Source organism: Chryseosolibacter histidinae, assembly GCF_018598225.1.
GTDB classification, from domain to species: Bacteria; Bacteroidota; Bacteroidia; order Cytophagales; family Cyclobacteriaceae; genus Chryseosolibacter; species Chryseosolibacter histidini.
Window position 1 is genome coordinate 121,557 of record NZ_JAHESF010000017.1, and the last position, 15,621, is coordinate 137,177.

General features: G+C 52.4%; 6 protein-coding genes. 4 read left to right on the forward strand and 2 right to left on the reverse strand.

The features are described from left to right. Positions 1 to 52: 52 nt before the first annotated feature. Together KK083_RS17960 and KK083_RS17965 are read right to left on the reverse strand one after the other, a co-directional pair. Positions 53 to 484 carry a DUF5004 domain-containing protein gene (locus KK083_RS17960; protein ID WP_254165579.1) on the reverse strand — a complete coding sequence of 144 codons (432 nt, stop codon included), beginning with the start codon at positions 482 to 484 and terminating at the stop codon, positions 53 to 55. An 8-nt stretch (positions 485 to 492) separates the two neighbouring features. Beyond that, the gene (locus KK083_RS17965; protein ID WP_254165581.1) at positions 493 to 4,560 is read right to left on the reverse strand and encodes a T9SS type A sorting domain-containing protein; all 4,068 of its coding nucleotides are present in this window, start codon (positions 4,558 to 4,560) and stop codon (positions 493 to 495) included. A gap of 300 nt (positions 4,561 to 4,860) precedes the next feature. On the opposite strand from KK083_RS17965, the gene KK083_RS17970 reads away from it, so the two are divergent. From KK083_RS17970 to KK083_RS17985, 4 genes are all read left to right on the forward strand, one after another. After that, on the forward strand, positions 4,861 to 6,789 hold the full coding sequence (locus KK083_RS17970; protein ID WP_254165583.1) for a beta-N-acetylhexosaminidase: 1,929 nt from the start codon (positions 4,861 to 4,863) through the stop codon (positions 6,787 to 6,789). Between the two features lie 526 nt (positions 6,790 to 7,315). Beyond that, positions 7,316 to 14,047: an OmpA family protein gene (locus tag KK083_RS17975; RefSeq protein WP_254165585.1), complete on the forward strand. Its 6,732-nt coding sequence runs from the start codon at positions 7,316 to 7,318 to the stop codon at positions 14,045 to 14,047. 179 nt (positions 14,048 to 14,226) lie between these two features. Next, positions 14,227 to 15,018: a tRNA 2-thiocytidine(32) synthetase TtcA gene (gene ttcA / locus KK083_RS17980; RefSeq protein ID WP_254165587.1), complete on the forward strand. Its 792-nt coding sequence runs from the start codon at positions 14,227 to 14,229 to the stop codon at positions 15,016 to 15,018. 68 nt (positions 15,019 to 15,086) lie between these two features. Beyond that, positions 15,087 to 15,621 (forward strand): arginase family protein (locus tag KK083_RS17985; RefSeq protein WP_254165589.1); only part of this gene is annotated, 535 nt, incomplete at its 3' end.

Genomic DNA, 15,621 nt, shown 5'->3' on the forward strand with positions numbered 1-15,621 from the left:
CATTCTCGCACTGTACTTGCCGTGGACTGTCGACTGTGGACCGTGGACTATTTCATTTCCTAAACTCGAAAACATGTGCCCCACTTACAGATCTCTCACGGCCAGCACCCAGAGTCGTTTTGGTCCACATGAGGCTTAACACCAGGCTGGTATTGCTGAGCGACTCGATCTTTACCACTACCCCATCATCGCGGGTGAAGGTTGTTCCCTGATCGTCGGCGAAAGCCCAGGTGCCTGAAGCAGGCCATACCGGCTCGCCATTGGTAGCCGTGAACTGTTTTTGTGCGATCACCAGGCTGAAATCATCAAAGAGATCCGTACGGTCCATGCCGTCTACCTTTACCTGGCTCACCTGCCACGATCCCGTGAGCTGTTTGAGCGCGTCAGCTGCCGGATCGGGTTCGTTGCCATCACAGGCTGTCTGTGCCAGCGAGATCATCATCAGCAGCATCATTGCAAGGATCTGGTGTGTATGTATTTTCATAGAGGAGATTACTTTTTAATGATCTGCCGGGTGATGGCCCGCTTTCCATTGCTGATCTTCAGCACATAACTTCCGGCGCGATAGCTGCCGATCTTCAAACTTGTCTTTCCACTGGCGGTTTCCTTCAGCAGGGTGCGACCTGCGGCATCGTACAGTGCCACTGACACCCCTTCCGGGGAATGCCAAGCACTGACATCGATCACGAGCTCTGACTCTGCCGGGTTCGGATACACCGCGATGCCATCAGTGACATTTTCCGCTCCGGTAATAACAAATGCCTCCGGATCTGAAGGCAGACTCGCGCAGTTTCCTGCCGATACGATCACCGTGTACATACCCGGTGTGGTCACGGTATACGCCTGCGCGTTGGCACCATCGATGGCTACACCTTCCTTGTACCATTGATTTCCTGCCTCGGCGTTGGAGGTAATGACCGGGGTTTCAGTCTCGAGGTCGGTAACCACCACCGCCGGCTTGGGTGGATGAATGCAGAACGTACGCTCCACCACCGGGGCGGGCTCATAATAGAAGTTACCGGCCTGCGATGCCTGTACGGTAACGGGCCCGGAGCGCAGGAAGGTGAGCGTGTTTCCATTGATCGCCACCTTATCAGAGGCAGCTGAAAAAATGACCGGTAGCAAAGAGGTTGAGGTGCCCGTCATCTGCACCTGAGCGTTACCCAACGTCACATCATTGATGGCGGAGAAGCTGATCTGTTGTAAACCTCGGTTCACTATCAGCGTTTGCACCACAGAATTCGCCGCTGCGTACGTTGCGTTGCCGGCCTGCAGCGCGGTGATCACGGTAGACCCAGGCGCAACGATGGTGATCTGGCCGCCTGACACTGTGGCCACTTCAGGGTTGGAGCTTGTATAACTGATTGCCAGTCCTGAGCTGGAGGTAGCACCTGCGGCGAAAGGCTGATCGGCATAACGCACAGGCTGAAGCGCGGCAAAGGTGATGACCTGCCCCAACTTTACGGTCAGTTGCCTCAGCACGGGTGTGGCTGCATTGTAACCTGCATCGCCCGGCTGCGAAGCTGTAATATCCGTTGTACCAATTCCTTTGATGGTCACCGTATTCCCCGAAACCGTAGCCACTGCCGTGTTGGAGCTGGCGTACTGGATCGCCAAACCGGAAGAAGCCTTCAATGGCAGATCAAACGGAACATCCACGGATAACTTGAGCGGAAGGGCATCGAACGTGATGGACTGGTCTGCCTTGTTCACCGTCAGCGTTCTGATCACCGGTGTCGCGGCGTTGTAGTGGACGTTGCCAGCCTGCGAGGCCGTGATGTCTGTAGTGCCTACGCCAACAATGGTTACAGTATTTCCCGAAATCGTGGCTACACCCGGGTTAGCGCTGGCGAAGCTTACGCCCAGGCCCGAATCGGCGGATGCCTCCAGGTCGAACGCAGGGTCTGCAAACCGCACCGCCGCAGGCTGCACAAAGGAGATGGTTTGACCGTCCTTATTCACGGTAAGTGTATGGGTAACATCAGGCGCTGCGTTGTAAGCATTGTCACCAGCCTGCGTGCCTGTGATGTCAGCCGTACCCGCGCCAACAATGGTCACGGTATTACCCGACACGGTAGCAACACTTTCATCATCACTCGTGTAGCTGATCGAGAGTCCCGAGCTTGCCGTTGCCGGAAGTGTAAAAGCCGGGTCGTTGAAAGTTTTGACAGGAAGTGTGAAGGAGATAGACTGGTCAAGCTTCACCACCAGCGTTTGCTGTACAGGGTCAGCCGCGGCAAAGTCTTTATCACCTGCCTGTGATGCCGTGATCATCGTGCTCCCCTGCCCTACAATCGTCATGGTGTTTCCTGAAACCGTGGCCACCGATGAATTGGAGCTCGAGTATGAAACCGGTAATCCAGAACTGGCTGTCGCCGTGAGTGCATAAGGGGCATCGCCTACTGTTTTTCCCTGCAGCGCATTGAACGTAATGCTCTGCAAGATCTTTGACGGCGTAAAACGATAGTGCTGGCCATCGGCAGGCAGCGCAGCAATGGTCTGTGTCTCTACCGTGGTTGATACCGAAGGGCTTGCGCCGGAATTGTTCAGCGACAGAAAATTGCCACTGCCTGTGGAAGGAAACGCCATGCCAAAGGAAGCCGATGGTGTCACCGGGCTGGTACCTGTAGTCTGGTACGAATATTCGATGCTGTTGTCAGCTTCGTAAAGTTTTGCCTGGAACGAGATCACGGCCGAAGAAGCGCCGAAGCCCCACTTCCAGTTGAGCCACTCGAACGTAAAAGTCCGGTCAGGGGCAACACCTTCCGTTTTATACGAAGCCTGGCCACCAATCCCGCTAAGGTCATCCCACAACGGCGCCAATGCTGGCCTTACAGAACCTGTCGAAAGATTGTTACCCTTTGCATCCTGCGCATAAGTGTTGAATGATAGAAAACCGTTTGATGACACCTTAACGTGTGTGAACGGTATACCGCCATGGTGGAACGTAAAACCGATGGGGATCGAGCCCGAGATCTGGTCGTCTGCCTCAATGGCATCGGCAGCCGTTGCGCTGGTGAGTGGAACAAAAACATCGGCCGATGCGGCAAGCGTGTACGGTGGCGTGGCAAAGGCCGCATACGTGGTGAACTGGACCGGATTATCTGTCACCGCATTCAAACGATACTTCTCCGATCCCGGCGCTCCATTATAATCCACGGCATGGATCCTGTACGTTGTATTCGGCGATAGCCCCGTAACCTGGATCGTTGTTACCGCCGATGACGAAGAAGCCTCCGCGTTGTAAACACAATACCATCCACTGGTGCCGGCCTGGCTTCCGGTGCCGAAAGTTGTATTCGCCGTATAGGTTGTGTTATCGGTTGCTGGTGCCGTGCCGCTACCTGCTTCCCGCATGAAGATCGCTACGTGCGTGCCATCGCCATCATGGTGCCTGAACGTGACACTGGAAGACGTGAGGTTTGAAACACTTACCGTGGATTCAGGAGCACCCGGCGTTACCAGTGCCGGTGAAAAATTGCTGGGGTTAGCGATGGCTGAAGCAGTCAGGTATTGTTGTGCGCCACCCAGGCCGTTGTATTCCACTACGTGAACACGGTAAGTAAATCCTGACTGCAGGCCGGAGACCGTAAATGAGCTGCCTGAACCGTTGTAAACACAAAACCAGTCCGAAGCCCCCACCTCACTTGCCTGCGCTCCGAAAACAGCCTCCGACGGATAGTGCTGCCCGTTGACCACCGGGGCGGTTTCTGAGACCGATGTCGTGCGTTTCATGAACACGGCGCGGTTCAGTCCGCCGCCATTCGTCCACGAGAGCATCATCGAGCTTCCCGTGACGGACGAAGGTACGATATCACTTGCCGGTGTGGTGGGCGCAACCGCTGCGGGCACAACCGTGAAGGTGTACACCTGGTCAGTCGCAGGTTTTATGCTGATATCATCAGATCCATTGATGCTCAGTGCCGGGGCCGCCGTGGCATCGGCCAGTGAATAGAACTGGTCCGTGTTATTACCAACGATCCCGATAGACGCGCTGGCAAAGTTGAGCGCTCCCGTTTCCTGGCGATAGCTGAATTCGATGTTGCCGGACTCGTGCAGCCTCACCTGGAAAGAGATCCCGGCGGTGGCGTTGAAGTTCCATTTCCAGTTGAGCCACTCAAAGGTAAAGACCCGGTCAGGCGACACACCTTCGGTTTTATAGGAAGCCTGTCCGCCGGTGCCACTGAGATCGTCCCACAACGGAGCGATGATCCTGAGCGCGGCACTCTGCCCTATGGTATTTTCCGAAGGATTGGATGCCGAAGCATTGAACGAGATGAAACCATCGGAAGAAGCTTTGAGCTCTGTGTACGATGCGCCATAATAGTCGAAGGAGAACCCAATCGGGATGGCAGCACTGATCGCATTGTCAGCTTCGATCGCATCGACGGCAGTAGCTGAAGTAAGGGGTACAAACAATGCGGAGGTGGAACTGAGATCGTAATGTTGTGCAGCGCCTGAAAAGGCCGACAACAAAAGAACAAAGGCAAAATAATAGGCAGTAGGCAATCGCCAATAGGCAATGGAGCCACAAGGCATCTCCTGTATAGATTGGGTCATGGTAAACAAAAATATTACTAATGCGTGACAATTATAACTGGTACGCTGTCTGCTTTCAGGTCTACTCCTTTCGGACTACTTCCGCTGCTGTAGTAAACGTAAAGTTTTATCAGGCTTCTGTGTCAAAGTACACACGATGGTGAGTCTGTAAATTATTAATATTCAAATGATTATTGATCGTACAGAAAATGCCCGAGCACCGGACTCAGATGTATGGTAGAACGGTAATTTTTTATATCCACAAACTTGTATAATATCGCGCGCAGCAGATCACCTGCCCACTAAATCCAGAAAGATCTTATGACAAACAGACCAGGCCAGCCGTTTTATGTTATCGCACTTTTGCTGATGCTGTTGGCATTTCATTCCACGATGCTCAATGCGCAGGATGTTTCGCTCATCCCCCAGCCTGTCAGCCTCCAGCCTGGTAAAGGAAGCTTCACTCTCACCGCCTCAACCGTGATCTCGGTTCCAGCCAAACAGCCGGAAGTACAGAAGGCTGCGGCTTACTTCGTTAACACCCTCAAACCCGCTACAGGATTTACGCTGAAGACTGCCGAAGCCTCTTCTGCTGCGGGCATCCAGTTGACACTCTATAGCAAAGCCGATCCACGCATCGGCCAGGAAGGTTATACACTCACCGTTGACGAGAGTAAGGTAACGCTCGGAGCCAATACGCCGGCGGGTCTCTTCTATGGCGTCCAGACCCTGGTGCAGATGCTGCCCGAGCAAGTCGAAGCGAAGACTGCATCCACGCAAGTGAAGTGGCAGATCCCGGCCGTGAGCATCATCGATTACCCGCGCTTCGCATGGCGTGGCATCATGCTGGATGTAAGCCGGCATTTTTTCTCCAAAGACTATGTGAAAACCTATATCGATCAGCTGGCCCGGTACAAGTTCAACAGGCTGCACCTGCACCTGACCGATGACCACGGCTGGCGTTTGGAGATCAAAAGTTTGCCGAAGCTCACGCAGGTAGGCGCATGGCGTGTGCCCCGTACAGGAACCTACGGCAGCCACGACGCACCGAGGCCTGGAGAAAAACCCACCTATGGCGGATTCTACACCCAGGATGATATCCGCGAGATCGTTCAGTACGCCAAAGATCGTTATGTAGAGATATTGCCCGAGATCGATGTGCCCGGGCATAGCATGGCGGCCATCGCGGCTTACCCTGAGTTGTGCGTCACCAAAGACACCACCATCAAAGTGAACCCCGGCAGCAAATTCTCCACGTGGTACGGCGGTGGCAAATTCGAGATGCACATCGACAACACGCTGAACCCCGCGGACGAAAAAGTATATGACTTCCTGGACAAGGTATTCACGGAGGTGGCGGCGCTGTTCCCGTTCGAGTACATCCACATGGGCGGCGACGAATGTTATAAAGGATACTGGGAGAAGGATGCGAAGGTGCAGGCCTTTATGAAAAAGAACAACCTGAAAGACGGTGACGCGCTTCAGAACTATCTCACCAAACGGGTAGGCCAGATCCTCACCTCCAAGAAGAAGAAACTGATCGGCTGGGACGAGATCCTGGAGGGCGGCGATCTTGCCCCTGGCTCAGCGGTGATGAGCTGGAGAGGCAGCAAAGGCGGCATTGAGGCGTCACACCAAAAGCGCCCCGTGGTGATGAGTCCCGCGCCACACTACTACCTCGATATGATGCAGGGCGATGCCTCCATCGAGCCGCCCATCTACAGCAGTGCAAGACTGAAAGATGTTTATGCCTTCAATATTCTCCCCGCAGGCATCGATTCAACCTTCGTGCTCGGTGGCCAGGGAAACCTCTGGACAGAGCAGGTGGCATCCATACCCGACGTGGAGTATATGACCTACCCCCGCGCCTTTGCCATCGCCGAAAACATGTGGTCGCCCCGTTACAAAAAGAACTGGAACGACTTCGTCACGCGGGTAGAAGATCATTTCAGGAGATTCGACCAGGCAGGCGTCAATTATGCTCCCAGCTTCTACGACCCCATCATCACCATCAAAAAGAACAAGGAGGGCCTGCTGCTGATCGACCTGAAGTCAGAAGTTGAAGGACTGGATCTCTATTACTCAGTAGACAACAGCATTCCCAGCCGGTATCACGACAAGTACCAGGAGCCCATCGTTTTTCCCCAGGGCGCAGATATGTTCAGGGTAATTGCTTACCGCGATGGCAAAGCGATAGGCCGGCTTATTTCGCTGAAGACGGAAGAGTTGGAGAAGCGAGTGAGGAAATAAAATAGGTACGAGGGACGAAGTACGAGGTACGAAGCGGCTTCGAACAAGGCCAAGCTTCGTGCTTTCATATCTGTGCTTCGAACCTGAGTTGTAAGTAGGCAGTAGCAAAAATAACAGCAGGCAACAGGTAGGTGCCGATCGTACCTCGTACCTCGTATTTCGTACCTAACTTTAACTGGTCCACATTGGTGGATATAGTAGACAATTGAATGTATGGGCGGGTTTGCTGCAGGCGAACGACAGCAGATGACAGACACGCTACTGTAAGAAAAAACATAGATTGAAACAATTTCCAATAAAGGGTAACGTTTGCACCCTGCCATTTCAGGTCGAATTCGCCTCTTTTAGGAACCTTTACCCGGGTTTTTCCAAAAAAAGTGCAACTAAAATGCCGTCAGGCGGGTGAAAGGTGAAAACACTGCGCAAATCGATTGGATGTACCTTTGTCCAACGGTTATTAAAGGGGGAAAGCGGCTGTTTATAGACCTTCGGGGGTACTAAAATCCTAAAACCCCCAGAGCATCCCATGGTACGTATACCTGCCATTGCCCGAAGATTCCTCTCCTTCATTTTTTTGCTATTGCTGATTGCCCTGTCTAACAATCTGTACGGACAGGAAACCCCCGCTGACAAGAAGAAAACGGGTGTAAACATCATGATCACCCAGTCTCCCAAGATCCTCGTGAAAGTCGAGGCAGTGACCAACAACAACTGTGCGGGAGACAGTAAAGGTGCCATCAACGTCACTCCTTATGGTGGTTTCCCTCCTTATAAGTATCAGTGGTCCAGCGGAGACACCACACAGGACATCGCCGGCCTGAAAGCAGGTATGTACAAGCTGATCGTGTCGGATAACCTGAGCTGCAGCGATACAGTGAAAGTTACCATTACTTCACCGGATCCGCTGAACGGAAAGATCGAGTCCATCAAGGACATTCTTTGCTACGGTTATGACAATGGTGAGGTAAACCTTTCAGTAGCCGGTGGTAAAGCACCTTACAGCTATCACTGGAGCAACGGCGCGCAAACACAAGACCTTACGGGAGTCACTTCCGGAAGGTATTCTGTGTTGATCACCGATGCCTCGGGATGCCAGGAGATCATTCCCGCCGAAGTACAGGAGAAACCCCTCATTGTACGCTGGATAGACGACATCAAGAACATCCGCTGTAACGGAGACAGTACCGGTAGCATAGACATCAATGTAAGCGGTGGCGTTCCTCCTTATACGTACCAATGGAGCAACGGTGCCAGGACCGAAGACATCAGGGGCCTGAAAGCAGGCGACTATGAAGTTGTTGTAAAAGACTCGAAGGCCTGTACCGAGGTGTCGCTCACCAAAGTTACAGCGCCGGCGCCTATTTCCATTGCCTTTGACGAGGTTAGGAACCTGCGGTGCTTTGGCGACCAGGGTGGTGTGATCAACGTCAGTGTTAAAGGTGGCAGCGCTCCTTATCAATATGCCTGGAATAACGGTGCCAACACGCAGGATATCACAGGCCTCAATGCAGGCAACTATACATTGAATGTTTCCGACCACAACGGATGTAAAAAAACGGTAACCACCACCATCACAGAACCGGCAGCCCTGGCTGTGAACCTGGTGAAGCTTCAGAACGTAATGTTCAACGGCGGTAACAACGGTTCTGTCGATATCGCGGTGAACGGTGGTGTGCCCCCTTACAAATACCGCTGGAACAATGGAACAGAGACACAGGACCTTGCGAACCTGGTAGCAGGAAACTATTCCGTAAGGGTAGCCGATGCCACAGGATGTGCTAAGATCATGAACGTATCCATCTCACAGCCTTCTCCGCTCGTGGTGAGGCTTGACGATACCCGCAACATCAGCTGTAATGGGGCGAAGACAGGTGAAGTGAACATCACGGTAACAGGTGGTGTTTCTCCTTATACTTTCGCATGGAGCAATGGCCAGACCGTGGAAGACATCAGCGCGCTGCCCGCAGGCAAGTACGCGGTAACGGTAACCGATGCCAACGGATTCAAACAAAAAGTTGAAGCTACGCTTACCGAACCTCCCGCATTCAAGGCGAAGATCGTAGGCACTACCAATATTCTCTGTAACGGCCAGCATACGGGTGCCATTGACATCACGGCCGACGGTGGTGTACAGCCCTACCGTTATCGCTGGAGCAGCGGTCAAACAACACAAGATCTTTCTAATGTACCCGCAGGTTCCTACACGGTGAAGATCATCGATGCCAACTCGTGTGAGCAATCACTGGCAGATACCATCACGCAGCCCAAACCGCTGGCGCTCGAATTCCAGAAGATCACCCACATCAACTGTAACGGAGCGAACACCGGTAAGATCGATATTTCTGTAGACGGAGGTATTGCTCCTTATTCATACGCCTGGAACAACGGCGCGCAGACCCAGGACCTCAACGATATCAAAGCCGGCGAATACAATGTTAAAGTGGCCGACAGCAAAGGTTGCGGCCAGGAGATCAGGACCACGATCACCGAACCTCCCCTGCTGGTGGTGAAGGAAGATATGATCAAGAACATTGATTGTAACAGCAATAACACAGGCTCGATCTCGCTGAACGTATTCGGTGGTGTTACACCTTATAACTTCGCCTGGAACAACGGCAGCACCACAAGGGATATCGCAGGTATCAAAGCGGGTAGCTACAGCCTGAAAGTGACTGACGCCAACGGTTGTACCAACAGCTACAGCAAAGTGATCACAGAGCCTACCCCCATGGTAGAAAAGGTTGCGGAAGTGAAGAACATTCTTTGCTTTGACGATGCCAAAGGTGCCGTGAACATCGACGTTACCGGTGGCGTGCAGCCTTACAAATACAAATGGAGCAACGGCGCTGTATCTCAGGATATCATCGACGTGAAAGCCGGACGTTATTCCGTGCTCATCATCGACGCCAACAACTGTACCGACTCACTGAGCGCTACCATTACACAGAACCCGCTCATGGTTCCCGCTGTAACGGCCACCAACATCAAGTGTTTTGGTGAGAAGACCGGTGCGGTGAATCTTACCGTACAAGGTGGCGTAGGCCCCTTCGTATACAAATGGACCAATAACGCCATTACCCAGAACATCACCGGACTTTCTGCCGGCAAGTACTCAGCCCTCATCACCGACTCGAAGGGATGTTCGAAGAGTATTGATGCCCTCGTCATCGAGCCGTCCAAATTCGTGGCTACGCTTGAAGGCGATAAAGAGATCAGCTGTTTTGGCGAAGCTACAGGATATGTGAACGTTAAAGTATCGGGTGGTACCACGCCGTATAAATATAAGTGGAACAACGGCGACACTACGCTGAGCATCAGCAAAGTGCCTGCAGGTGTTTATTCACTGCTTGCCACAGACCGCAACGGTTGTACGCAGAACGTGAGCACTACCCTGTCGCAGCCGACCAAGATAGAACGTTCCGTGAAGTCGATCACCAACGTTTCATGCTTCGGCGACAACAGTGGTGCCATTGACATCGTTGTATCAGGTGGTATCGGCCCCTATGCTTATAAGTGGAGCAACGCCGCCACCACGCAAGACCTTGACGGCGTACCGGCCGGGAAATACAACGTGACCCTGACCGATGCCAATAACTGTTCAACAACACTCGACGCGGAGATCACACAGCCGACACAGCTGTCGGTGAAAATCGATACAGTCACCAACATTGCCTGCTATGGCGATAAGAAAGGTGTTATCAAGCTGAGCGTTTCAGGCGGTGTTCAGCCTTACATTTATAGCTGGAGCAACGGCGCTGTAACAAAAGACATTGCCGATCTTCCTGCCGGTAACTACTCCGTAACAGTAACTGATGCGAAGGGTTGCTTTAAAGTGGCCACCGCCAAAGTTACCGAACCTCCGGTGCTGGTAGCCTCTGTAAAAGAAGTGAAACACATCAGCTGTTTCGGAGATCAGACCGGTGCTATTTCCATAGAAGTTGCGGGGGGTGTTCAGCCCTACGCTTACAAATGGAGCAACGGAAAAACCACACAGAACCTGTCGGGCATCGTAGCCGGGTCGTACACCGTTGAGATCTCTGATAAGAACGGATGTAAACAAACACTCTCGGCCGTTATTACACAACCTACCAAAATGGCTACCGCGATCGCCAGCGTGAAGAACGCCTCGTGCTTTAACGGTAAAGACGGAAGTGTAGACATCGTGGTGAACGGCGGAAAAGCGCCTTACCAGTACAGCTGGAGCAACAAGGCTACAACACAGGATATCGTGGACCTGCCCGCAGGAACTTATACCGTACAGATCACAGACGCGAATGGTTGTAAAGACTCAACGCTGCGTGCTACCATCAAACATCCTGCAGAGCTTGCCGCCTCGATCACCAAAGTGGTTGACGTGCTCAAGTACGGAGACAAAACCGGTTCGATTGACCTGGCTGTCAGCGGAGGTGTTGCACCTTATACCTACAGCTGGAGCAACGGTGCGGTTACACAAAGCCTGAAAGCCATCCCTGGTGGCAATTATTCGGTGATCATTACCGACGCCAACAAATGTGAAAAAGTAATGTCGGCTACCATCAAGCAGCCACCGGCACTCGATGTGAAGATCGCATCTATCAAAGACATCACTTGTAACGGCCAGCGCACAGGTGCTATCACCGTGAATGTTTCCGGTGGTTCCAAACCGTACAAGTACGTGTGGAGCAACGGCGACAGCACGCAGAACCTGAACAACGTACCGGCTGGCGACTACTCTATTAAAGTAATCGATGCCAATGGTTATCACCAGACGGTGAGCACCAAGATCGCGCAGCCTTCGCCCCTCACGGCCAAGCTCGATAACCTGAAAACACTGGCTTGTTTCAACGACAATTCCGGTGCGGCAGGTGTAACCGTAACAGGTGGTATGGCTCCGTACAAGTTCGCATGGAGCAGCGGTCAGAGCACCGAAGACCTCAAGGGTGTTCCGGCCGGCAACTATACACTGACCGTTACCGATAATGCAGGTTGCGTGGTCACGTTACAGGCCGATATCACACAACCTCAGCAGTTCGCTGCCAAGGTAACGGATGTTGACCATATCAAATGTAAAGGAGAAAGCCAGGGCGCTATCCAGCTGGAAGTGACCGGTGGTGTGACACCTTACAACTACTACTGGAGCAACGGTGTGCGTACAAAAGACATCACCAAAGCAAGAGCAGGACAGTATACCGTGAAAGTGGCCGATGCCAACGGTTGTATCAGCAATGTTTCTACAAACATCAATGAGCCCAGCCAGTTCACTGCCAAGATCGCCTCGGTTACAGACAACCTGTGCTTTGGCGAACGTAACGGTGCGGTGAAAGTAGACGTAGGCGGTGGTACGCTGCCGTACAGGTTCCGCTGGAGCAACGGCGACACCACGCAAAACCTCGCCAGCATTGCTAAAGGTGAATATTCAGTAACCATCACCGATGCGAACCAGTGTTTACAGAAACTGAGCGCCAGCATATCAGAGCCCGTGGCCCTTGCGCTGACCATGAAGCAGCTTGTGAATGTTTCATGTTTTGCAGGTAAAACCGGTGACGTTAATATCGATGTAACCGGTGGTACCAAACCTTACAGTTACATGTGGAACAACGGTGCCAAAACCCAGAACCTGACCGACGTTGCTGCAGGCGATTACGAGCTTGCAGTGAAAGACGCCAAAGGTTGTACCAAAACCATCAAGGCCACCGTGCTTCAACCTGACGAGCTTGCCATCAGGCTGGATACGATCAGGAACGTGAGCTGCTTTGGAGATAGCAAAGGTCATATTGAAGTATCAGTGACTGGTGGTGCATTGCCTTACACCTACGTTTGGAGCAACGGCGCCTCTTCTGAAGACTTGTCTAACGCGATCGCCGGCAGATATACCCTGCAAGTGGAAGATTCGAAAGGTTGTACCAAGAGCATGACAGCAACCATCGAGCAGCCTACTAAGCTCGAGATCAAGGCCGACCCGATCGCCCACATCAAGTGTTCGGGTGAAGAGACCGGATCTGTGAGCATTGCAGCAGCCGGTGGTACCGCACCTTACCGCTACCTGTGGAGCAACGGAACAGCCACACAGAAACTGGTGAACGTAGCCGCAGGTGAGTATACAGCCAACGTATCGGATGCCAACGGATGTCTTGTTGAATACACAGCCCGCATCACTGAACCGGTAGCCCTGATCAAGACCATCGACGCCATCACCGACATCCGCTGCAGCGGCGATAGCTCAGGCTCGGTGCACGTAACCGTACGCGAAGGTGTGGCCCCCTACTCTTTCAAATGGAGCCATGGCGCAACAACAGAAGATGCTACCAGCCTTGTGGCCGGTAACTATAAGCTGACCATCACGGAAGGCAACGGTTGTAAGAGCATGCTTGAAGCGAACATCGAGCAACCTTCGAAGTTTGTCGCTTCGGTAGAGAAGATCACAGACATCCTCTGTCATGGTAACAATACCGGTGCTATCGACATCAAGGTATCTGGTGGTGTTGAGCCTCACACGTTTGCCTGGAGTAACGGAAATAAACTGGAAGACCTTAAAGACCTCACGGCCGATAGCTACTCAGTGGTGGTAGCCGATGCCAACGGTTGTTCGAAGACCCTGAATGCAGAAGTGAAACAACCTGAGCTGCTGGCCCTGAGGATCGACTCGGTAAGAAACGTGAAGTGTTGCGGTGATACAAGTGGTGCCATCTTCATCTCGGTAAGCGGTGGTGTGAAACCTTACGCCTACCTGTGGAGCAACGGTGCAACAACCGAAGATATCCGCAACCTCGTGCTGGGTGTTTATACTGTGAACGTAACGGATGCCAATGGCTGCGTGATCTCGTCACTGGATGATATGTCGCTGTACGAAGAAGTGGTGAGCCGTGGTAAATTCACCACACGTGATATCAACTTCGACATCGGTAAAGCGACCATCAAAACGGAATCGTTCAATACCATTAACAGGATCGCATCGTTCATGAAAGAGCACCCGGATGTTACCTTCCGGATCGAAGGACACACGGATAGCGATGGCTCGGACGAATCCAACAGGAAACTTTCTGAAGACCGCGCTTACGCGATCAGGGCCGCCCTTATCAAGTTCGGTATCAGGGAAAACCGCCTGCAAGCTAAAGGATGGGGAGAATCGAAACCGATTGCCACCAACCTGACCGTAGAAGGCCGCACGCTGAACAGACGTGTAGAATTCGTGTCGCTGACCGGTACGAACGACGGTACGCTGATGTTGAACGAGATCAACGGCTCGTCTGCCAACACGCCGCCGCAGACACCGAAATAGTAATAGTCCACGGTCCACAGACCACAGTCCACAGCAGTACAGCCTTGGCTCCTGCTGTGGACTTTGTTTTTTTAGCCTGCTGCAATGATCGCTTGCGATCATCTTGCCTACTGGGGCGTACAGGGTCCCGTTATCCGTCAAATTTAAAGTTTCGTATATTTGGGGCTTTATTTTGCATTATGGACGAAGCGTTTGAAAAGATCAGCCGCAAGATCAGGAAGGAAGCCTGGCAGCTCAACAAAGATTTTGGATTGGTAGAGGAAGGTGACCTGGTAATGGTATGCCTGTCTGGCGGAAAAGACAGCTACACCATGCTCGATGTGTTAATGAATATGCAGCGGGCGCTGGACTTCAAGCTCATTGCCGTTAACCTCGATCAGAAGCAGCCCGGTTTTCCGGAACATATTCTCCCGGAATATCTGACCGCCACGGGAGTTCCTTTCAAGATCTATGAGAAGGACACTTACTCCGTGGTGATCGAAAAAACGCCGGCGGGCAAAACGATGTGCAGCATGTGCTCGCGCCTGAGACGGGGGAACCTCTACTCGATCGCGGAAGAGCTGGGTGCTACCAAGATCGCCCTGGGCCATCACAAAGACGATGTGCTGGAAACATTCTTTCTCAATCTTTTCTTCAGTGGCAAGCTGGAAGCGATGCCTCCGAAGTTTATCACTGATGACAAGAAACACATCGTCATCAGGCCATTGGCGAGCAACCGGGAAAAAGACATCGCGCAGTATGCGGCTTCCCGGAACTTCCCCATCATACCGTGTAATCTCTGTGGCTCGCAGCCGAACCTCCAGCGAAACATTGTAAAGAAAATGATCGCAGACTGGGAGAGCCAGTATCACGATCGTGTGGAGATCATGTTCAACGCCATTTCGAACGTCTCTCCTTCGCATCTCTTTGACCGGTCTATTTATGATTTTATGTCGTTGTCACGCAATGCCGTGCTTAAGGAAGAAGTTTAAGGTTTAAAGTTTAAAGTTTAAAGTTGAAGGTTTAAAGTTTAAGGTTTAAGGTTTAAAGTTTCAAGGACATGAACATTGCAGTGATCTTCGCCCCCTATGATTCGGGTCATTATAAAAAGAGGTTGGCCCTCGGCGCTGTTGCGTTGTCTGAGTACCTGGAGAAACGACTGTTGTCAGTGGGGCATTCGGTCAGCAAAAAAGAAATTGTGATTGACACGGCTTTTCCAAGGGAGGTGACCACCAGTTTTGATGTGATCCGGGCAGTCTCCACGGCAGTATCGAAAGCGGAAAGCCAGGGCGCGTTCCCGATCGTCTTCTCCGGCAATTGCAATGCCTCTGCTGTTGGTACGCTGAGCGGATTAAAAGAGAAACCCGGCGTGATCTGGTTTGATTGTCACGGCGACTTTAATACGCCCGAAACAACTACCGGCGGCTTTCTCGATGGCATGGCAATCTCCATTGTAACCGGAGATTGCTGGGGTGCACTGGCCGCGTCTGTTCCAGGTTTTGTTCCAACCGCGGAAAACTGCGTGGTGCAGGTCGGCTCGCGTGACATACTGTCTCTTAAGCACATCTCCGAGCCCACCAGACAACAGGCAAGGG

What these genes read in the sequence shown, in the direction of transcription:
- KK083_RS17960 (WP_254165579.1), bottom strand. Translation starts at nt 484, where the DNA reads ATGAAAATACATACACACCAGATCCTTGCAATGATGCTGCTGATGATG.
- KK083_RS17965 (WP_254165581.1), bottom strand. Translation starts at nt 4,560, where the DNA reads ATGACCCAATCTATACAGGAGATGCCTTGTGGCTCCATTGCCTATTGG.
- KK083_RS17970 (WP_254165583.1), top strand. Translation starts at nt 4,861, where the DNA reads ATGACAAACAGACCAGGCCAGCCGTTTTATGTTATCGCACTTTTGCTG.
- KK083_RS17975 (WP_254165585.1), top strand. Translation starts at nt 7,316, where the DNA reads ATGGTACGTATACCTGCCATTGCCCGAAGATTCCTCTCCTTCATTTTT.
- ttcA (WP_254165587.1), top strand. Translation starts at nt 14,227, where the DNA reads ATGGACGAAGCGTTTGAAAAGATCAGCCGCAAGATCAGGAAGGAAGCC.